The sequence below is a fragment of the Methylocystis sp. SB2 genome, assembly GCF_049817085.1.
Taxonomy (GTDB): Bacteria; Pseudomonadota; Alphaproteobacteria; order Rhizobiales; family Beijerinckiaceae; genus Methylocystis; species Methylocystis rosea.
The window spans coordinates 699,233-719,897 of record NZ_CP187401.1; the positions used below are offsets into that span (position 1 = coordinate 699,233).

Annotated in this window: 17 protein-coding genes and 1 pseudogene; 10 read left to right on the forward strand and 8 right to left on the reverse strand. The window is 63.1% G+C overall.

The genetic code is table 11. From position 1 onward, the window contains the following. Positions 1-30 precede the first annotated feature (30 nt). Positions 31-2,949: a M14 family zinc carboxypeptidase gene (locus ACPS74_RS03600; protein ID WP_051381862.1), complete on the reverse strand. Its 2,919-nt coding sequence runs from the start codon at positions 2,947-2,949 to the stop codon at positions 31-33. Further along, positions 2,939-3,244 carry a hypothetical protein gene (locus tag ACPS74_RS03605; RefSeq protein WP_018408040.1) on the reverse strand — a complete coding sequence of 102 codons (306 nt, stop codon included), beginning with the start codon at positions 3,242-3,244 and terminating at the stop codon, positions 2,939-2,941. The genes ACPS74_RS03600 and ACPS74_RS03605 overlap by 11 nt, the downstream gene beginning before the upstream one ends. Before the next feature lie 315 nt (positions 3,245-3,559). Between ACPS74_RS03605 and ACPS74_RS03610 the strand changes: the two genes are divergently transcribed. The 3 genes and pseudogenes from ACPS74_RS03610 to ACPS74_RS03620 form a co-directional block, all read left to right on the forward strand. Then, complete coding sequence (locus tag ACPS74_RS03610) at positions 3,560-3,967, forward strand: DUF6632 domain-containing protein (protein ID WP_051381864.1); 408 nt, start codon at positions 3,560-3,562, stop codon at positions 3,965-3,967. Positions 3,968-4,643: 676 nt separating this feature from the next. Beyond that, positions 4,644-5,609 carry a hypothetical protein gene (locus ACPS74_RS03615; RefSeq protein WP_239754378.1) on the forward strand — a complete coding sequence of 322 codons (966 nt, stop codon included), beginning with the start codon at positions 4,644-4,646 and terminating at the stop codon, positions 5,607-5,609. Between the two features lie 186 nt (positions 5,610-5,795). Continuing rightward, positions 5,796-5,933 (forward strand): annotated as a pseudogene (locus ACPS74_RS03620) (hypothetical protein); the annotation flags it as partial. Positions 5,934-5,942: 9 nt separating this feature from the next. On the opposite strand, the gene ACPS74_RS03625 reads toward ACPS74_RS03620, so the two are convergent. The 5 genes from ACPS74_RS03625 to ACPS74_RS03645 form a co-directional block, all read right to left on the reverse strand. After that, positions 5,943-6,122 (reverse strand): hypothetical protein, encoded by a 180-nt coding sequence (locus ACPS74_RS03625; protein WP_239754376.1) that lies wholly within the window; start codon positions 6,120-6,122, stop codon positions 5,943-5,945. Between the two features lie 424 nt (positions 6,123-6,546). Continuing rightward, complete coding sequence (locus tag ACPS74_RS03630; RefSeq protein WP_157055293.1) at positions 6,547-6,747, reverse strand: hypothetical protein; 201 nt, start codon at positions 6,745-6,747, stop codon at positions 6,547-6,549. Between the two features lie 225 nt (positions 6,748-6,972). After that, positions 6,973-10,617: an HAD-IC family P-type ATPase gene (locus tag ACPS74_RS03635; RefSeq protein WP_029651705.1), complete on the reverse strand. Its 3,645-nt coding sequence runs from the start codon at positions 10,615-10,617 to the stop codon at positions 6,973-6,975. A 157-nt stretch (positions 10,618-10,774) separates the two neighbouring features. After that, positions 10,775-11,185, reverse strand: coding sequence for an ArsC/Spx/MgsR family protein (locus tag ACPS74_RS03640; RefSeq protein WP_029651706.1), 411 nt, complete (start codon positions 11,183-11,185; stop codon positions 10,775-10,777). Positions 11,186-11,319: 134 nt separating this feature from the next. Beyond that, positions 11,320-12,042 carry an SIMPL domain-containing protein gene (locus ACPS74_RS03645; RefSeq protein WP_029651707.1) on the reverse strand — a complete coding sequence of 241 codons (723 nt, stop codon included), beginning with the start codon at positions 12,040-12,042 and terminating at the stop codon, positions 11,320-11,322. Between the two features lie 130 nt (positions 12,043-12,172). Here ACPS74_RS03645 and ACPS74_RS03650 point away from each other — a divergent pair, with 130 nt between their 5' ends. The 7 genes from ACPS74_RS03650 to ACPS74_RS03680 all read left to right on the forward strand — a co-directional run bounded on the left by ACPS74_RS03650 (position 12,173) and on the right by ACPS74_RS03680 (position 19,206). Then, entirely contained in the window at positions 12,173-12,856 is a 684-nt protein-coding gene (locus tag ACPS74_RS03650) for a glutathione S-transferase family protein (protein WP_029651708.1), read from the forward strand. A 115-nt stretch (positions 12,857-12,971) separates the two neighbouring features. Further along, positions 12,972-14,177: a sensor histidine kinase gene (locus ACPS74_RS03655; RefSeq protein ID WP_029651709.1), complete on the forward strand. Its 1,206-nt coding sequence runs from the start codon at positions 12,972-12,974 to the stop codon at positions 14,175-14,177. Between the two features lie 28 nt (positions 14,178-14,205). After that, positions 14,206-15,360: a tRNA epoxyqueuosine(34) reductase QueG gene (queG, locus tag ACPS74_RS03660; protein WP_051381839.1), complete on the forward strand. Its 1,155-nt coding sequence runs from the start codon at positions 14,206-14,208 to the stop codon at positions 15,358-15,360. Between the two features lie 130 nt (positions 15,361-15,490). Continuing rightward, positions 15,491-16,726, forward strand: coding sequence for a hypothetical protein (locus ACPS74_RS03665; protein WP_029651712.1), 1,236 nt, complete (start codon positions 15,491-15,493; stop codon positions 16,724-16,726). Between the two features lie 2 nt (positions 16,727-16,728). Further along, the gene (locus ACPS74_RS03670; RefSeq protein ID WP_239755483.1) at positions 16,729-17,727 is read left to right on the forward strand and encodes a WD40 repeat domain-containing protein; all 999 of its coding nucleotides are present in this window, start codon (positions 16,729-16,731) and stop codon (positions 17,725-17,727) included. Positions 17,728-17,896: 169 nt separating this feature from the next. Beyond that, positions 17,897-18,700: a bifunctional hydroxymethylpyrimidine kinase/phosphomethylpyrimidine kinase gene (gene thiD, locus ACPS74_RS03675; protein WP_029651714.1), complete on the forward strand. Its 804-nt coding sequence runs from the start codon at positions 17,897-17,899 to the stop codon at positions 18,698-18,700. A gap of 293 nt (positions 18,701-18,993) precedes the next feature. Beyond that, entirely contained in the window at positions 18,994-19,206 is a 213-nt protein-coding gene (locus tag ACPS74_RS03680) for a cold-shock protein (RefSeq protein ID WP_014893040.1), read from the forward strand. On the opposite strand, the gene pyk is transcribed toward ACPS74_RS03680, so the two are convergent. Continuing rightward, positions 19,203-20,645, reverse strand: coding sequence for a pyruvate kinase (gene pyk, locus ACPS74_RS03685; RefSeq protein WP_018408631.1), 1,443 nt, complete (start codon positions 20,643-20,645; stop codon positions 19,203-19,205). The genes ACPS74_RS03680 and pyk overlap by 4 nt on opposite strands. Between the last annotated feature and the right edge of the window lie 20 nt (positions 20,646-20,665).

The following is a 20,665-nucleotide window of genomic DNA, read 5'->3' on the forward strand; positions in this document are numbered from 1 at the left end:
CACGCAACAGCTCCGATGCGCCATTACTCCTCAGCGGGGCTTGCCTGGAATTCGCTCCTCGGTTTCGCAGCACTTGAGCGCGCGTTCGATGTCGAAGCCGAGACGCTTCAGCACATCCGGATTCAGCGCACCGGACTCGAGCAGGCATCGCAGCTTTTCGCATACGCCTTCGTTTTGTCCGGTCGGCGGCGGCGCATCGCCACGCGCCCAGACGGCGGCGGTGCGAACGGCTTCGCGCGTGAAGAAGAAGCCGCGCAGCGTCTGTCCCTGCGACGTCATCCGCACCGTGTAGACGCCAGCAACGCCGGCGAAGAAAGCGGACTCGTAGACGCCATCGCCGGCGCCGGGCAGCGTCAAGTTCACGACCGCTCCGTCCGGATGCGTGACTCGGGCGGTCACCCGCGCACCATCGAGCGGAATCGACGCATATTGCGCAAGGCGAACGCGGAGCGTCACTTTCGCGCCCGGCTTGAGCGAGTCCTGCGAGAGCGAAACAGTCATCTCGACGTCCGACCGCGCGTGCACGAGCGCTTCATAGCGGATGCCCGCGTTCTTCGACCCTTCGATCTCCTGCCGATGCGATTTCGCGCCACGTCTGGGAATGACTTGCCCCCAGTCGAGCAGCATCTCCCAACGTCCCGGACCTTCGCTCGCGAATTTGCCCGGCACCGGCAGCGCGAAGCGATAGAAGCCGATGCGCGAGGCTTGCGTCCACGTCATCGACGGATGCGTCTGGTCGAGGACCTGTCCCGACGGCGTCTGCAGACGCACTTGCAGCAGCCGCGGATCGGGAGTCAGGACGATCGCGTCCACTGCGGCGTCCGCTTCGTTAAGATAGAATGGAATCCGTTCGGTAACGCCAAAGTGGACCCAGCCGCCAGGATCGAGCACGACCTGATCGTTGGTCACGCCGGTCAAAATCTGCAGATAATATTTGTCCAAACGGAACGGATCATTCGCGTCGAGCGCGCCCGTCATCAGCATATAGCCATTCGTTCCATTGGTCAGCGCCTGCAGCGCCACAGGCTGAATCTGATCGGGCGTTCCAAGGCCGATCGCAAAGACGCGGTTGTTGATGAGGCCGGCGACGTCGGACAAATAGCGCGATCTATTTTCGTGTCCGTCCGTCAGCACGACGAGCGATTTGAAGTCGACTCCCGTCTCTGGACCGATCAGGCTGGCGGCGGCAAATACGCCATCTCCGATAGATGTGAAGCTCGCGTCTCCAGTGGCCAGCGTGTGGTTTGCAATCGCCGCGCGAATGACATCGCGTCCGCCGGGGTCGGCGCCTTCAGGCCCCATGGTCGTCATCGGCGCGCCGGGCGCCTCGTCGGTCGCGAAACGCACCAGACCGACGCGCGCGCCCTGAGGAGAGACCTCCACGAAGGCGGGAGCCGAGTCGAGCAGCACCTGAAGCCGTGTGCGTCCGTCTCCGCCGTCGTCCTGCATGCTTCCCGATCGATCAAGCGCCAGCACGGCGCCAGCTCTCGGCGCCGCAACGAAATTCGCCGTGATCGGCACATCACGCACGAAACCCGCCTCCGGACACTCGACGCGCACTGTCCCTGAAGCGGCGTCTCCGCCGATCCCGCCAGCGCAGGTCAGCCATAAAAAGACCTCGCGGGTCATCGGCGACGGAGCGGCGGCGACGCTGCTGGCCGCAATCGCGGTTCCGAAATTGATGCGCGTCGAACCGCCAGTGCGGCTGGGTCCCGAGATCACACGGAATGTCGCAGCGTCGCAACCGGTGATGCGGGCAATCACCGGCCGGCTCGACGTTCTGCCTTCCGGACATTGGTTGAACACGACATTCGAGGTCACGAGCTCTACGGTCAGACCCGGAACGCCGCATGCGCACGCCAAGCAGAAGTTCAGCAAACCCGACGCGACTTCGCGGATCACGTCCTCGCGCTCAGGGCTCGTTGGCTTGAACCGGCTGGCGCGATGCTCAATCGTAAACGCCTCGACGCGCGAGGCGAATGGCGAAACCAGATGTCGCGACCACACGTAGTCGTCGGAAGCGCCGGCGGTGGGATACAAGGCGAAGGACTGCTGCGTGATATAGGCGCGACCGTTCACCGGATCGGCGCCGGTCTTGATCTTATTCGCGAGATATTGATGAATCGCGAGGTCGTTGGGGTGGATGTATTCCTTGACCCCGTCGCCCGAGCGGCCCCGTTGATGGTCGAACGCCGGGTTGCGCCAGTTCATCGCCGGATTTGTCGTCTCGTTTTCGTCATCGCCCCACGGGTAGTAGATCTCACCCGCGAACGTATATCCGTGAATGTCGATGAACCAGCGGATGCGCGGATATGTGTCGAGCAACCAGCGAACATTTTTCGTTTCGGTTTCCGAAAAGGCGCTCGGCCCATGGTAGACCTGATTAGAATTGCACGGGTCGTCCGAGGTGTGGCTCGTTACATCCGGATTGGCGAGATCGAAATATTTCCCTAGATCGAACGCAAAGTCGTAATTGCGATTAAGGTCGACGCCAACGCATGACGAGCCGGGGATCGCATTGCGATTGCGCCGCCATCCCGCATCGGTCGTGTCGTGATCGAGACTGTGCTGACGCCCCTGCGGGTTGACACATGGAACAAGAAAAACATTGACGTTGTTCAGGACTCGTTGGACATCCGGGGCGGAATAACTTTTGCCGCCATAGGTGACGCCGCTGCCAGCCGTATAGGCGCCCAACAGAGCTCCGGCAAGTTCAAGCGCAATTTCCGGCGGCGTCCATTCGCGCGCATGCTGGCCGAATATGAGGAGCGCGCCGTCGACTGCGCCCGCGCCGTGCACGCCGATGCGCAGCGCCGTCACCGTTCGCGGCGCGACGCCAGGCTCTGCGCTCACCGCCTGCTCCGGTAGCGTGATGCGCTCGGCGATCGCTGGATAGGTCGACGCGAAGTTCTGGATGAGGGTTTCGATTTCGTCGACGTTAGTCCACACGGCGCACCTCTCTCAGACCGAGTGGCTTGGGCAGCTTTCCATCCGCGTAACGATTGCCCCGCGACACCTCGCCGGCCGAACGCTTCCCCTCTTCGGTCGCATTCGCCAGAACTTCCATCTGCACGGTGCGCTTGCGTTTCAGCTTCTTGATTGCGTCGGCGTCGATCTCCGCGACAATTTCCAGCGTGCCGTCCTCAAGCCGGCGCCGGGGCATGCATCCAGTGTCGGCTTCAATCGTCGCCAGTTCGGACGCATCCTTTACGCGCAACAAAACTCGGTATCGCGCCGACTCCATGGCCGCCTCCTGAAAATGAACGTGCAACGCTCCCATCTCGATGCGCGGAAGCTCTCAAATGCGTCTTTATGGCAACTCTTGCGGCACGGCAGCCGCCGCGTCTATGCTAAGTCAACGCTTTTGCTGGACATTCGTTCCACGGCGCTGTGAGCGCTACGCCCATCGAGGTGCTCGACGGCGACCAAGTTGACAACTCCTATCAGCAGACGGGCGATCAGACGCTTGGTTCCCTACGTCCAGGCTGGGCTGTTCCGGACCTTCGGCAGCGCCCTACTTTAGGGGAGTTTTGTGTCATTCCACTTGGGAAATTTCAGCATGAATGAGAACACGCGCGAAAAGCTTCTCAAAGCGGCGCTTGTAGCATTCGGCATAATCATGTGCCTCGTCTACCCGCTCGGTCTGGTTTGGCCGTCTGGCTGGAAATGGCACGGCGGACAGGGCGACTATTACTTGCAGATGATCTCCGGGGTCTATGTGGTCCTTGGCATTTACCTGATCCTGGCGGCTCGGAATCCCTCAGCGAACCGGAGCCTGATCTCGTTCGCCATCTGGTCGAGCGTTGTGCATGCCGGCATCATGGCGGCACAGTCCATCTATGACGAACACGAGAGAGGTCACCTTATTGGAGACGTGCCCGCACTGCTGCTCGTTGCCGCGGTGCTGTGGTTCCTGTCGCCAGCGAAGCAAGATGGGCCGGGCTCGGCATACCAACGGCCAGAATAGCCCATCATGCGCGGAGCAGACGGCGCCGGCGACCGGGCGCCATCCGTCTGATCTCACTACTGGGCCCCAACCCGTCAGATTGTCGACGACGCCAGCGATGGCGGCGCGGTGGTGTTGAGCGAGCTGCTCGAGTCCGCAGAACGCGGCTCCGATAGCCAGTCATCGATCCGATCAAGGCCAAAGTCATTCTCGCAGTGGAGCGAACCCACTTCGATATGAAAGCACAAGTCCTTAAACGTCCCACGTTTATCCTACTAATAATTGCTATTTATATGTTGTGTGCATCGATGAATAAGTCACCGATGCAAGACTTACATAAGAAATGAAAATTATGACCAAGCGCTCCGTTGACGAAACTGTTGTTGCACGCAAGGCGATTCTCCGCACCGCACGCCGATACTGCTCTTTGCAGGTTATTGACCAAGCAGATTGCAGCGCTGTCTAGCATTAAAAGCCAGAGGGAGATAGCTGCGGAGGTTAGCTATGATCGTCCGAATATAATCTCGATGATCAAAAACGGAGTCACGGCGCTGCCGAGACAAGCGAGGAGGATATTACGATCCTTCAGCGCGTCCTCGCCGATCGGAGCCTAAACCTTTCCACAAGCGACAGTGCAAGAAGCCTGACTTAGTCGAGGATGAATGCGCGCAACCCTGCAGCGATCAGGAGGGCGAGGATGACTGATCTCGCCCGCATCACTCGCGCGCTCTACCGGCAACATTTGCCGAGCTTTGTCGAAAAAACCTTTCGCACGCTCGAGCCCGGCAAGGCTTATCATCACAATTGGCACATCGACCATATCTGCTGGCGGCTCTCGCAAGTCGCCAGCGGCAAGATCAAGCGTCTCATTATCAATGTCCCTCCCCGGTCGATGAAATCGATCACCGTCAGCGTCGCATTCACCGCCTGGACGCTTGGGCGCGATCCAACGAAGCGTATCATTGCGGTCTCCTACGCCGATGAGCTCGCTAAGAAGCTCGCGATCGATACGCGCAACGTGATGGAGAGCGACTGGTATCGCGCGCTCTTCCCAGCCTTGCAGCCGCGCTCATCGGTCCAACCCCGCCACGAATATGTCACCAGCGCCAAGGGCTTTCGTTTTGCCTCGGGGATCGGCGGCGCCATTCTGGGTCGTGGCGGCGATTTGATCGTCATCGACGATCCGATCAAGGCGCTGGACGCGCTCTCCGAGGCGGAACGTCGGCGTGTCTGGGATTTCTATATCGGCACGCTCTGCACGCGTCTCGACGATAAGCAGAACGAGGCCATCGTGATTGTCATGCAAAGACTGCATCAAGACGACCTCGAGCCCGACGTATGGGAGGTCGTCTCGATACCGGCGATCGCCGCCGAGGACAAATCCTTTCGGCTAAGCGATCGACCAGACGACATTTATGTTCGACGCGCCGGAGAGGTTTTGCACGAAATGCGCGAACCTATGAATATTCTCGAAGACATTCGCCGCGCCCAGGGCAGCATGAATTTCTCGGCACAGTATCAGCAAGCGCCCGTTCCCATGGGCGGCAACGTGATCAAACGAGACTGGCTACGCTATTACGCGGTCCCCCCTGCCTCTTCGACCGCGTCGTGGTTTCATGGGACACGGCGTCGACGCTATCTGAGACCAGCGATTGGTCGGTAGGCGCGGTTTGGGGAGCATAGGGTCTAGATTTTTATCTCCTCGATGTTTACCGGGCTAGGCTCGAAGCCCCAGAGCTACGGCGGGCGATTATTCAACTGCACGAACGCCACAACGCCAGCGCGACGTTAATCGAGGATACGGAACTCGGCCGGGCGTTGGCCCAGGATCTCTATTCGAACCGGTCATTTGCGGGCCATCGCGCAACGGCCTGAGCAGGACAAGCTCGCCAGGCTTCTGGCGCAAGCGGCTCGTTTCGAAGCCGGACAGGTCCATCTGCCCGAATCGGCGCCGTGGCTCGCAACCTATTTGAACGAGCTCCTTGGCTTCCCAAATTCAACGCACGACGACCAAGTCGACGCGACATCGCAGGCCCACAACTGGCTGACCGCTCGAACGCCCCTCGATCGGCCGCTCATCCGCAAGGATCTGCGCCGACGCGATATTGCTGGCCGCGTCCCCGTCGGATGATCTTAGCCTTTTTATCTGCTTTTGCTGCTTGATCACGCGGGCCATCGATGCTTCCAATGCCGGATGCCCGGAAGGCTGCGTCGCACAGGCGTCAACCGAAGGCTCGGGAACGTTGCGCCGGACTCTCAGGGGCGGGCAGGTCGTGTACGATTCCCTCAGCTTTTCCTTTTCCCTGCATTTTTCCCTGCTCTGAGGGAAAAAGCGCGTTAGAGACCGGTTCGCTGAGACTGCGTCCACCACCAATAATTGATCCGGCGCAACCGATAAATCTGACAAGTATCAGCTTGGAAACAAAGAATAAAAAAAGCCCCGTGTTATTGTCGCCAGAACCCTGTGACGTAGTTAGTTCGCTTCATCCCGCAGAGCGAAGCGAGCGCTGATGGCGCTCTGCTTCTGGTCTGATACGGAGGAAGCCATGCTACGCAAAGTATCCCTAGTCTTCGCACTGGCGGGCGCGCTCGCTCTGCCATCAGCTATGCTGGCCGCGCCCGGCGATCACAGAGGCGGCGACATCGGCCGAGGCGGCAACATGGGCCGAGGCGGCGACATGGGTCGAGGCGGCGACATCGGTCGAGCCGGCGATAAGGGACGAGGCGGCGGCTGGGACGCTGGTCGCGGCGGCGGCTGGCGTCATGGCGGCCGTCTGGACCGTGGCCAACACTGGGGTCATGGCGGACAAGGGCGCTTCTGGAGGGGCCGTTGGCATCCCTATGGCGTTGGTTCTTGCTGGAGAGTGGCCCCCGGCGGCTGGGTTTGGATCTGCTAGCAGCACCGTAATTCCGCTCTGATGTCCGAATGTCCGCAACGCTCGGCGAACGCAAGACGATCGGAGCGCCAGAAGAAAAAACCGCGCGGGCGCGAGACCATTTTCGGATTGTCTCTGGCCCGCGCCTGCTCACAGGCCGCTCGATGAGGCTTCGCGCTCCACAATTCCGATGCGCGCCGAAACCTCCATCCCGGGTCGAAGCGCCAGCTCGCGATTATCGACCTCGACCACGACGGCGACGGACGCGCCCGACTCTCTTCGGCGCGCCTCTGTCACCTTTCCTGAAAACGTCCGGCCAGGGACCGACTCACTTGTCACGACCGCCTCTGCGCCCGGCGCGATCGTCAAAGCGCCCTCCCCCTCCGCTTTCCCTCGAAGCCGAAAGGTCTTTGCGTCAGCGATGATGAACAGGGGCGCGCCCGCTTCGACGCGCGCGCCGACAGCAGCCGTTCGCTCTAAGACGAAACCGGCGATAGGCGCGACAAGCGCTGCGCCGGCTCGACCCGCCTCCGCCTTCGTCACCGCCTCGCGGCGCAGGGCGACTTCCGCTTCGGCGCCTTCGAGTTGCGCTTGCGCGCGCGCCAGGGCGCCTCGGGCCGCGACAAGCGCCTTGCGGCTCGGGGCGCGACTTGCCGAACGCGCCTCCAATCTTTGGAGGTTCGCCTGCGCCCTCGCCTGTGCGCTTCGGCGCGGCGCCAGTTGCCGCTCAGCGGCCGCCAGAGCGCTTTTCGCGCGCGCCAGAGCCTCGTCGACGAAAGACGGCGCGAGCGTCCCGCAAGTCTCGCCCTTCTCCACTTGCGCGCCGACATCGCAAGAGAGCGTCGCGACCACGCCTGCCGCAGGCGCATTGATCGGCGTCTGCGCGACCGGGGCGATCACGCCGCTGACGACGACCGTTCGACCAGCTGATGCTTCTTCACGCGTGAGACTGACGCGCGTGTGAAGATAGAACGCGCCGCTCACGACAATGATGAGCAGCCCCAATAAACCGGCGACGACAGGTCGGACCCACTCGCCGGGCGCCACGAGAGCGGCTGCGCCGGTCGCCGGCGCCGCAGGAGCGCCGCGAGGCGCGGGAGCCTTGGCAGGCGAACGGAAAATGGCTTTCTCCACCTCAACGAGCAGGAACAGCACGACGCTCGCGCCGGCGATATGCCACCATATCTCCGGATCGAGCGGCGTGGTGTTGAATAGCGCCTGCATAAAGGGCGCGTAGGTGAACAGCGCCTGCAGCACGACGACGATGGCGACGGAAATCAGCACCGCGCGGCTGCCGAACAGGCCTTTCATTGAGAGTGACGACTCGGAAAGGAAACGCGCGTTGAAGAGATAAGCGACTTCGCAGGCGACGAGCGTGTTGACCGCGACCGTTCGCGCGCTGTCGAGTCCCATGCCGCGCGCCTTCTCCAATTCGTAGAGGCCGAAGGTCGCGAGCAGCATCAGGAAAGAGACGAAGACGATGCGCCAGATGAAGTAGCGGGACAGGATCGGTTCGCCCGACTGGCGCGGTGGGCGCAGCATGACGCCCTTGGTGGGCGGCTCAAACGCGAGCGCGAGACCGAGCGTGACCGCGGTGATCAAATTGATCCACAGGATCTGTACCGGCGTCACCGGCAGGGTCTCGCCCATGGCGATCGCCGCGATCACCGTGAGGCCCTCGCCGCCATTGGTCGGCAAGATGTAGAGGATCGTCTTCTTCAAATTTTCGTAGACAACGCGGCCCTCATGCACCGCATGCACGATCGATGCGAAATTGTCGTCGGCAAGCACCATCTCCGCGGCCTCTTTGGCCGCCTCGGTGCCTTTGACGCCCATCGCTATGCCGATGTCGGCGCGCTTTAAGGCAGGCGCGTCATTGACACCGTCGCCAGTCATCGCGACGACTTCGCCGCGCTTCTGCAACGCCTGAACGAGTCGCAGCTTATGTTCGGGACTGGTGCGCGCGAACACCGTCGTGGCGCTTGCCGCCTCGCCGAGCGCCTCGTCGCCGATCGCGTCGAGGTCGCGTCCGGTGAGCACTGAATCCGGATGGTTCAATCCGAGTTCGCGGGCGATGGCGATCGCCGTCGCGGCGTGGTCGCCCGTGATCATTTTGACGGACATGCCGGCAGTCGCGCATGCGCGGATCGCCTCGACGGCCTCGGCGCGCGGCGGATCAATCAGGCCAATGAGACCGACAAAGACGAGCCCGCTTTCAACGTCGCCGAATGCGAGTTGCTGCTGACCCTCTTCGGCTTTCTTGGAGGCGACCGCCAAAACCCGCTGCCCGCGCGAGGCCATTTCATCGATGCGCGCGAGCCAGCAACTGCAGTCGATCGCACGCTGCTCTTCACGCACGCCTTCTTCCCAAAAGCACATTTCGAGAAGCCGCTCGGGCGCGCCCTTGACGAAAATATAGCCAACGCCTTCATGGTCGTGATGCAGCGTCGCCATGAAGCGATGCTGCGACTCGAAGGGGATCTCATCCGTGCGCGGCAGCTCCAGCGCCAGCTTTTCCAGATTGACGCCGCCTTTGACGGCGGCGGCGAGCAAGGCGCCTTCGGTCGGATCGCCCTCGACGCTCCAGGCGCCGTCAATTTCGCGCAGCACGGCGTCGTTGCAGAGCGCAAGAGGGCGCAAGGCCGCGGTCAGGTGAACGTCCTCGCGCACCACGACATCCTTGCCATCGCGCAAGAAGCCGCCATGCGGATCGTATCCCGATCCGGTCGTGTCGTAAGTCCCGCCGGAAATGACGATCGAACGCACAATCAATTCATTGAGCGTCAGCGTGCCGGTCTTGTCCGAACAGATTGTCGTCACCGCGCCCAGCGTCTCGACCGCCGGCAGTTGGCGGATGATCGCCTTGCGCCGCGCCATGCGTTCCACGCCGATCGCCAGCGTAATGGTGATGATCGCTGGCAATCCCTCCGGGATCGCCGAAACCGCAAGCCCCACCGCCGCCATAAACATCTCGCCGGTGTCGAATCCCCAGACCAGCGCGCCGAAAGCGAAAACGGCGGCGGAAACGACCAGAATGACGACCGTGAGCCAGCGCGCGAATTCATCCATGCGCTGCAATAAGGGAGTGGTAAGCGTCTCCACCTCCGACAGCATGGCGTTGATGCGCCCGATCTCGGTCGCGGTGCCCGTGGCGACAACGACGCCCGTTCCCTGACCGTAGGTCACGACGGTTCCCGAATAGGCCATCGGCGCCCGATCTCCGAGCGGCACATCCGCCATGACCGGCGCCGGGTCCTTGTCGACGGGCAGCGACTCGCCGGTGAGCGCCGACTCCTGCACTTTCAGAGATTTGACCCGGATGAGACGGATGTCCGCCGGAATCTTGTCGCCCGATTGGACATAGACGATGTCGCCAGGCGCGACATCGGTCGCGTCGATGACGACGCGCTGCCCGTCTCGAATGACCGTCGCATGCAGCGACAGCATGTTGCGGACGGCCTCCATGGCCTCTTCGGCCTTGCCCTCCTGAATGAACCCGATGATGGCGTTGATGACGACGACCGCGACGATGACGGCGGTGTCGACCCAGTGCTGCATCAGCGCCGTGACCGTGGCGGACGCGAGCAGCACATAGATCAACACATTGTGGAATTGCAACGCGAAGCGAGCCAGGGCGCTGCGCCGTCTGCCGGCCGGGAGGCGATTGGGGCCATGGACGGCGAGCCGCCGCTCTGCCTCAGCCTTGCTCAAGCCCGAACGCGTCACGCCCAGGCGCTCAAGCGCCGCATCGGCTCCGATCGCCCAATATTCCTTTCCTTCCGCCGAAGGCTGCATTTCTTAGGGCTCCTCCTCCCCGGCTTCCCCACGGTCACGGCAGCCGCGCCAATTGATATGGGCTGCGCATGGCCGAACCGAGCCACTAGCATATTATGGTTCGTCGGGAGGGGTTTGGCAGCGCCACGTTTATGGCGGAGCAGCGCTACCTAGGAGGCTAGAAAGTGTCGTTTGCTATGGAGCGCACGCATACATCGCTGACAGTTTCATCGGTCCGCTTAAGTCCGATCCACTGGTCGACCGCCGCCGAGTCGAAACCAGCCTCGCAATGGTCGCCGATGCGCATCAGCGGGCGACGGATGAGCACCGGATCGAGCATCATCATCACCAATGCTTCCTGCGGCGTGACTTTCTCTAGGTCGATCTCGCCGGATTTGATGCGCGGCGAGGCGGCGTTGAACCATTCCGGCAACGGCTTGGAGCCGAAATAAGGACGCAGGCTCGAGGGGCTCCAGGATTCGGTCAGAAGGTCTCGAACCTCGACCTCATGTCCAGAGGCGACGAGCAGCGCCTTCTGTCGCGCATTGCCGGCGCAGCCCGGCTTTTCGTAAAAGATGACATGAGCCATCAGCGACCCCTCACATTGCGGCCCACCAGTCGCGAACGCGAGCTTAGCGTGAAATTGTGCAGCGCGATACGGCTTCAAGCGAGCAAATTACGAGCAGCCGCGCCCGCTTTCGCCGCTTCAGCAGGCAGAGCGAGTTAGCGCGAGAGTCCCCAGACGATGTTCACGCGCGCCGAGAGACGCTCCAGGCCTGGACGCAAAGGAATCTCGGCGGCTCCGGGAGTCCCGGCGGCCTTCGCCGCATAGGCGCGCGGGCGCGCGTCGATCTCCTCGAGCGGACGAATTTCGATCACGCGGGACAGCCGAAGTCCGGCCGCCTCCGCATAGATTTTCGCCTGCCGCTCCGCATCCTTGACCGCTTCGCGCCGCAATGCGTCAAGCCGCTGCTTGGGATGCGCGATTTCGAAGTCAATGCCTTCGAAGCTGTTGACGCCCTTGTCGATCAGACCGCCCGCGATTTCGCCGGCCTGTTCGATTCGAGTCACCCGCACGCGCAAATCGTTACGCGCGCGGAAAAACTTTTGTGATGTCTTGGGTTTGCCCGTCTTGGGGTCTCGCTCGTCGACGGTGACGGGCGCGAGCGTTACGCCTTGCGTCTGCACTTCAGCGTCGGGAACGCCTAATTTTTTGAGCTCGGCGAGAACAGCTTCGACCGCGCGCGCATTTTCCGCCGCGGCGTCGGCGGCCAGCGGCCGTTCGGTGACGACGCCGAACCGCAGGATCGCCAGGTCGGGCGCGACGTCCTCGTAAGCCTCGCCAATGACTGAGAGATTTGGAACGCCGTCCTTCAGCGTGTCGGCGTTCCCCGCGGCCGTGAACAACATCAGGCCGAGCGAAAGTGCGAAGAGCAAACGAATCATGGCATATCCTAGCAAAAGCTGCGCGCTAAAAGCTCATCAAAGCCGTAAAACCGCCGGCTAGCAGCGCTAACCCGAACCAGCATACAGAAGCGGCGCAGCTCGTCGCTTCGCGTCCGCTCGAAAAGGCCTCATGCCCACGCTTTATCATCACCCGCTCTGCCCCCATTCGCGATTTGTCCGGCTCGTCCTGTCCGAATATGGAATAGACGCAACGCTCATCGAGGAGCGCGTGAGCGATCGCCGCCCTGAATTTCTCGCGCTCGATGCCGCCGGCCGCACGCCGGTCTTCGTTGACGATAATGGTCTTGTCGCGCCCGGCGCCAATCTCATCGCCGAATATATCGACGAGACCTATGGCGCCGAACGTGGCGCGCAACGACTCCTGCCACAGGAAATGGCCGCGCGCATCGAAACGCGTCGACTCGTCGATTGGTTCAACGTCAAGTTTTTCGACGAGGTCACGAACTGGCTGATCACGGAGAAGGTTTACAAGCGCTTTGCGCCTCCGGGCGGCGCGCCCGATATGGACGTGGTGCGTGTGGCGCGGGCCAACATTCGCCACCATATGCGCTACATTGGTTATCTCACCAATGCGCGCAACTGGCTCGCGGGCGATCGTTTGACTTATGCTGACTTCGCAGCGGCCGCGCATATCTCCTGCGCCGATTATCTTGGCGATGCGCCGTGGGACGAGGATGAGGCGGCGAAACACTGGTATCAACGCATCAAGTCGCGCCCCGCGTTTCGTCCGCTGCTGTCCTATCGGGCCCCAGGATTGACGCCCGGCCGCTACTACGCGGAACTGGATTTCTAAGCGTCGCTGAACGGCGTCTGAAGGCTCAGGCGGCGCTGTCGTAAGCCGCGCTGCGGCCGCGCTTGACAACCATCGGGTGGAATGAGGCAAGTAGCCGTCAATACGGGAACATCGTATGAGCGCACCCAACGAGCGTGAGCTCGCAAAGGTTGAGACGAAGCCCGCCGACGGCGGCGAACCATCGCCCGCACTGCAGCGTCGGATCCGGCAGCAGGAAATATTGGCGGAGCTCGGCGTCTCGGCCCTCCAAGGCGCTTCGCTCGATCAGCTGCTGACGGATACAGTACAACTTACGGCGCAAGGACTGGACGCGGACTTCTGCAAAGTGCTGGAGCTGCTTCCGTCCGAGAACCAGTTTCTGGTGCGCGCCGGGGTCGGCTGGAGTCGCGGCGTCGTGGGCGTCGCGAAAGTCGGCGCTGATCTCGACTCGCCTGCTGGATACGCATTACGCAGCGGCCAACCGGTCATCTCTAATCACCTCGAAAAGGAGACGCGGTTCAGGACTCCCGAATTGCTGCGTCAGCATGGCGTTCGCCGGGCGATGAACGTGATCCTGCAGGGTGACGGAAAGCCCTATGGCGTATTGGAAGTCGACAGCCGCTCGCCGGCCGATTTCAGGGAGCAGGACATCGCCTTTCTGCAGGGCGCGGCGAATCTTCTTGGCATGGCGATCGAACGCGAGCGGGAAGAGCGCAAGCTAAGAGCGGCGCTCGCGCGCAACGAAGCGCTGCTCAAAGAAATGAATCATCGCGTGAAGAACAGCCTTTCCATCGTCAGCAGCATGCTCCGCCTGCAAGCGAACGACGCAGGCGACGAACAGGTGTCCGAACTTCTCAACGAAGCCTCTCACCGGGTGGAAGCGATCGCAAAGGCGCATGACCAGTTGTCTCGCGGCTCGGACGTCGATTGCATGGACGTTGGCAAATACATTGAAGCGCTGTGTCACGATTTGGATGAAAGCGTCGCGCAATGCGACGTGCGCACCGAGGTCGAAGAAGGGATCGTCATCGCAACCGACCGGGCGGTTTCGACCGCGCTGATCGTCAACGAACTCATCGCCAATGCGGCGAAATATGCTTACGAAAGCCAGTCAGGAATTATTTCGGTGAAGGTCGCGCGCCAGGGCGCTGAGAAGTTCACTGTTTCCGTGCGCGACGAAGGCGCTGGAATGCCCGATGACATCGACCCTCGCAATCGCAAGGGGCTCGGCATGCGGATCATTGCGTCATTTACGCGTCAACTCAGTGCGACGATTGAAATGAAGAAGCACGATCCTGGCGCGGAGTTCATCGTCTCGATCCCCCTGCAAGGGCCCTGCTGACATGCACGCGCCTGTCCCGAATGCATTGATGGGTTCGCCGGCAGTTTATGATGTTCGATCGCCTGCGGTTCCGGCGCTGGAGGAGGAAATTCGCGCCCGCGCATTCGAGCTTGGCTTCGACGTCTGCCGTTTCGCGCGGGCGGATGTTGCGCCTGAGCAGGGCGAGCGGCTGTGGGCGTGGCTGCGCGACGGCGCGCACGGCGACATGGCCTGGATGCGCGAGACGGCCGAGCGGCGGGCCGCGCCGCGCGCGCTCTGGCCCGAGGCGGCGAGTCTCATCTTGCTCGGCCTGAACTACGGACCGGACGGAGATCCGCTCGCTTCGCTGACGAAACCGGACTGCGCGACGATCTCGGTCTATGCGCGCAACCGCGACTATCACGACATCATCAAGGGCCGGCTGAAACAGCTCGCCGGATTCATCCTCAGCCGCGCCGGCGCCGGCGACGCCAAAGTCTTCGTCGACACCGCGCCCGTCATGGAGAAGCCGCTCGCGCAGGCGGCCGGCGTCGGCTGGCAGGGCAAACACACGAACCTCGTCTCGCGAGACTTCGGATCGTGGCTCTTTCTGGGCGCGATTTTCACGACTCTTCGCCTCGAACCGGATCCGCCCGAACACGATCATTGCGGCTCGTGCAGCAAATGTCTCGACGTTTGCCCGACGGCGGCCTTCCCGGCGCCGTACCGACTCGATGCGCGGCGATGCATTTCCTATCTGACGATCGAGCACAAAGGCCCTATTCCTCTCGAATTTCGGGCCAAGATCGGCAATCGCATCTACGGCTGTGACGACTGTCTTGCAGTCTGCCCCTGGAACAAATACGCGAGCGCCGGACGCGAGGCGAAGCTCGCCGCGCGCGCCGAATTCGGCTCGCCGCCGCTTTCGGAATTGGCGCGCCTCGACGATTCGGCGTTCCGAGCGCTTTTTGCGGGTTCCCCAATCAAGCGCGTGGGACGCGACCGCTTCTTGCGCAATGTTCTAATCGCGATCGGCAATTCAGCCCGGCCGGAACTTGCCGCCGAAGCCGAGCGGCTCATAACAGACGCCGCCGCCATTGTTCGCGGCGCCGCCATCTGGGCCCTCGGCAGACTGGCGCCGGCGCGAGCGGCGGAGCTGCGCCACGATCGGCTGGCGGCCGAACCCGACGCGGCTGTCCGCCAAGAGTGGCGCCAAACGGCCTGAAACAGGCAAAAGCGCCACAGTCGCCTAAAAATCGGGGTCTTTCCCAGGTTTACTGCGTTGCGGCAGGCTACTCGCCGGCGATTTCGTTCTAATCTCTATCGAAGATCCCCTACTCAACCGCACCTCCGCCATGTCTGTCCTTTCGCGCCGCAATACCGACGAACCCGCAGAGGAGGCTTCCCGCCTTCTGCTGCGGATTGGCGTGTTTTTGCTGTTCGTGATCTCGCTTATCGCGCCCATTCTGGCGCGCCAGACGGTTTATGTGCTGCTGCCGATCGGCGCGGCGTTGCTACTCGCCGCCGCGACACTGACGCCGGAGGAAGGGTCGGGGCGCTCGATGCGCTCGATCTTGCTCTCGCCGCCCTTTCTCGCCGCGCTGTTGCTCGCCGCCTGGACGGCGCTCTCGCTGCTCTGGACCCCGTTCGAGGGACCGGCGGAACGCTTCGCCAAAATCACGGCGACGCTCGCCCTGGTGGCGCTCGCCACCGGATTTCTGCCGCTGCGCACCAAAACCTCGAATCTCAACCTGTTGCCGATCGGCGTCGCCGCGGCGACGATTGCGCTTGCCGCCGTCACTTTGCTGTTGAAGCCGCAATATACGCTCGACGACATTCTCGATGTCGGACCGCTTGGCCGCGCCGGACTGGGACTGGCCCTGCTCGTCTGGCCGGCCATGGGCGCGCTCGCGGTCCGCGGCCGGTGGTATTCGGCGGCCGCCCTTGCGGTGGCGACCGTGATCGCCTGCTATCTTTCCGGCGCCCCGAACGGCGTCCCGGCGCTGGCCGTCGGCGCGGCTGTGTTCGCCGCCGCCTTCGGCCGCGCCCGGCTGATGTCCATTTTCCTTGCGGCGCTCATGACGGCGATCGTGCTGCTCGCGCCGCTCACCGCCTATGCGGCGCATCTGATCTGGCCCGAACGTCCGCCCGGCTTCTTCAGACATCTCGCCTTTTGGGGTCAGATGATCGAGGCGGACGGCTGGCGCACCTTGATCGGACACGGCTTTGGCGCGGCCACCTGGGGCGTGCTCGGCGGCTATCTGACGCCGGCGACGCCGCGCAGCCTGATCTTCAAGATCTGGTTCGATCTCGGCCTGCTCGGTGCGGCCGCGGCGGCGCTCGTCGCCGCCCGCACCAGCCTGTTCGTCGGCCAGTCGCGTCCGGCGCTCGCGCCCTTCCTGCTGGGCGGTCTTGGCGCGGGATTCGCCATTTGTCTGTTTGGTCCCGCGGCCGAGCAATTGTGGTGGCTGACCCTCGCGGGACTGGACGCCATCGCCTTCGCGCTCGTGATGCGCGGCCAATTCCGGAAACGTCGCCCGCGCCTGCCGATTGGCTGGAGCGCGCCTGCCGAGGACCATGCATCGACGTGACGATGTCTTCCACGCTCGCCGACAAAGTCGAAACAATCGGGCTTCGTGAGCCTGTCGCAGCCGCAGCGTTCCTCGGCGGCGCGCCGGTCTTCGCGCTCGCCGACGGGACGTTGCATTTCGGCGACGGCGCGGAGGGACGCCGCATTCCGGCCCACCAAGACGCGGCCATCCTCGTCGTCGCGCAGGACGGCGACCGGCTCGTCACCGGCGGAGACGACGGGCGCGTTGTGGCGACCGACGCGAAAGGCGGCGTCGAAGTCATCGGCGACGAAAAGGGCAAATGGATCGACGCCGTCGCCGCACGGGGCGGCGCGGTGGCGTGGACAGCAGGAAAGGTGGCGAGAGCACGCTCGGCCAAGGGCGACGCGAAGACGCTGGATCTGCCCTCGACCTCGCGCGGGCTCGCCTTCTTTCCCAAAGGCTACCGGCTGGCGATCGCGCATTACGGCGGCGCGACTCTCTGGTTTCCGAACGCCGGCAAGCCGGAAGCGCTCGACTGGGCGGGATCGCATCTTGACGCCACGATCTCTCCCGACGGGCGCTTTCTCGTCACCTCGATGCAGGAGAATATGCTGCACGGCTGGCGCCTCTCCGACGCCAAGCACATGCGGATGGCCGGATATCCGGGCAAAACGCGCAGCTTCTCCTGGTCGCATGACGGGAAATGGCTGGCCACCTCAGGCGCCGACGCCTGCATCGTCTGGCCGTTTTCGGGCAAGGAGGGGCCGATGGGCCAGGCGCCCCGCGAATGCGGCGTGCATTCGGCGATCGTGACGCGCGTCGCGTTCCATCCCGCCGCTCTGGTCATAGCGATGGGCTATGACGACGGCCTTGTCATGCTGGCGCGCCTTACCGATGGATCCGAGATTCTGGTGCGCCGTCCGGCGCAGGAGGACGATCGCGCGCGGATCAGCGCGCTCGCCTGGGACGAGAAGGGCGCGCGTCTCGCCTTCGGCGCTGAGAACGGCGACGCGGGCGTGCTGAGCCTGCCGAAGGCGTGACTGCGCACACAACAGGAAGCGCGTCATGCCCGCGCTTGTCGCGGGCATCCACGCTAGAATGTTGCACAACGGAAAAGAACGGACGCTGCATAGGTGGCAATAGTCACCGGGGCGGCAGGCGTGGATGGCCGGGCCAAGCCCGGCCATGACGCGGGAAAGGTAAGGGCATTTGCGCAAAATCCCCCGCGTCCTCTCCATCGCCGGCTCCGACCCTTCCGGCGGCGCGGGCGTTCAGGCTGATCTCAAGACGTTTTCCGCCTTCGGCTGCTACGGCATGGCGGCGATCACGGCGCTCACCGCGCAGAACACGCAGGGCGTGACCGCTTCCTATCCCATCGCGCCAGAGATTGTCGCCGCGCAGATCGAGGCGGTGCTGTCGGACATTTCTCCCGACGCGATCAAGATCGGCATGCTGTCGACGCCGGACATCGCCCGGGCCGTCGCCGAGACGCTGGCGCGCTACGACGTGCGCAACATCGTGCTCGATCCGGTGCTGGTGCCGACGCAGGGCGTCAGCCTCGCGTCCGCCGGGCTGGAAGCTGCGCTAATTGCGGCCCTCCTTCCCCTGGCGCGTCTCGTGACGCCCAATCTTTATGAGGCGAGCGTGCTCACGCAAACGCCCCTCGCCAAAAACGCCGAGGAGATGGCGGCGCAGGCGCGGCTTCTCTGTGACGCCGGCGCCCACGCGGTGCTGGTCAAGGGCGGCGATCTCGAGGGCGAGCCTGTCGACGCTCTTTTCGAATCTGGAGAGAGGCGCATCTTCCGCGGGCGGCGCATTCCGACGCGCAACACGCATGGAACCGGCTGCGCCCTGTCCTCCGCGATCGCTTGCGAACTCGCCAAGGGCGCGCCGCTGATCGACGCCATCGCCGCCGCGAAAGTCTGGCTGGAGGGGGCGCTGGGGGCGGCGGACCAGCTGCGATTGAGCGAAGGCCGCGGCCCGCCGCATCATTTCTATGCGCTGTGGCGCTAGCCCCCGACCCTCCCCCGCTTCGCGGTAGTGGGAGTAGTTTACCGCGTCACTACGCAGGTGATTTTCTGGTGAGAGGCGCAGCGGCGCCGCGGCCGCAGGGAGAATAACAATTCTCGCCTGCCGGGTTTTCATCGGGCGTTCGCTCCTATAATATTATTCGCGCATTCGAGTTTCGGCCGAACGATCTTGCTCTCTCGTCTCAAGACGCGCGGCGCCTGACCTTTCCCAAGCTTCGATTGACTGAGAAGAACGCAGCGATCCGCAGCGTTCCCGCTATTTTGAAAGGAAAAGCCATGCCGACAGGCGCCGTAAAGTGGTTCAACGCACAAAAGGGCTTCGGCTTCATTCAGCCGGACGCCGGCGGCCAGGACGTCTTCGTTCACATCAGCGCCGTCGAGCGCGCAGGCCTCGACAGCCTCGCTGAAGGCCAGAAGGTTTCCTACGAACTTGTCGTGGACAAGCGTAGCGGCAGGTCCTCCGCCGATAAGCTGCAACTGCAGGATTAGACTTCGCCGCCTTGGCGCTGCTCGCCCAGATGTGCGATGCGGATCATGTTTGTCGCTCCCGGCGTGCCGAAAGGCATGCCGGCGACGATAATGACCCGGTCGCCGGGGCCGCCGAACCCCTCGCTCTCCGAATATTCGCAGGCGCGGCCCACCATATCTTCAATGTCGACGGCGTCGCGCGTCTCAAGCGCGTGCACGCCCCAGACGAGCGCCAGGCGACGGGCGGTGTCGCGCTTGGGCGTGAGCGCGAGAATCGGCGATTGCGGCCGTTCGCGCGCGATACGCAGCGCCGTCGAGCCGGATGACGTCCACGCGATGATCGCCTTTGAATGAAGCGTCTGCGCCACGTCGCGGGCGGCGACGGCGATGGCGTCGGCTGAGGTTGGATTAGGCAATTCGCCGCGCTGGGCGTTGATGATCGAGCGGTAGATCGCGTCGGTCTCGACCTCTTCCGCGATCCGGCTCATGGTGGCGACGGCTTCGTGCGGATATTGCCCCGCGGCGCTTTCGGCCGAGAGCATGACGGCGTCCGCGCCTTCAAAGACGGCGGTGGCCACGTCAGACACTTCGGCGCGCGTCGGCAAGGGCGACAGGATCATCGACTCGAGCATCTGCGTCGCGATGACGACCGGCTTGCCCAGTCGTCGCGCCGAACGGTTGATGCGTTTTTGAAGTCCAGGCACCCGCTCGAGCGGCACTTCGACGCCAAGGTCGCCGCGCGCCACCATCAGCGCGTCAGAAACCTCGATCACTTCCTCTAGTCTCGAAATCGCCTGAGGCTTCTCGATCTTCGCCATGACCATCACCCGGCCTTGCGTGATCTGCTTCACTTCAAGGACGTCTTCGGGACGCTGGACAAAGGAGATCGCAACCCAGTCGACGCGCTCTTTGAGCGCGGCGTCGAGATCGGCGCGATCCTTGTTGGTCATCGAGGTGATCGGAATTTCGGTGTCGGGCAGGCTGACGCCCTTGCGGTTCGAGAGGCGCCCAGCGACGTCGACGACGGCGTGCGCCCGCTCCGGAGATGTTTCGACGACATGCAGCCGCACGCGGCCATCGTCGATGAGGATCGAATCATTAACCTTGAGCGCCGCTAAAATCTCGGGATGCGGCAAGCGCACGCGCGTGGCGTCGCCGGGTTTGGGGTCGCTGTCGAAGACGAAGACGTCGCCCTTGCGCAGATGCACGGAGCCTTCCTCGAAGGCGCCGATGCGCAGCTTCGGGCCCTGGAGATCGACGAGCACGGCGATCGCGCGCGAGATATCGTTCTCAATTTCGCGGATGATCCGAACATAGCTGGCGAGGCCGGCATGATCCGTGTGGCTCATGTTGATGCGGAAGACGTCGGCGCCGGCGCGCACAAGCCCCGCGATGACCGCTTTGTCGACCGTCGCCGGACCAAGCGTTGCGATAATTTTGACGCGCCGCGACCTTCTCATGATGAAGCCGTTCCTGAATG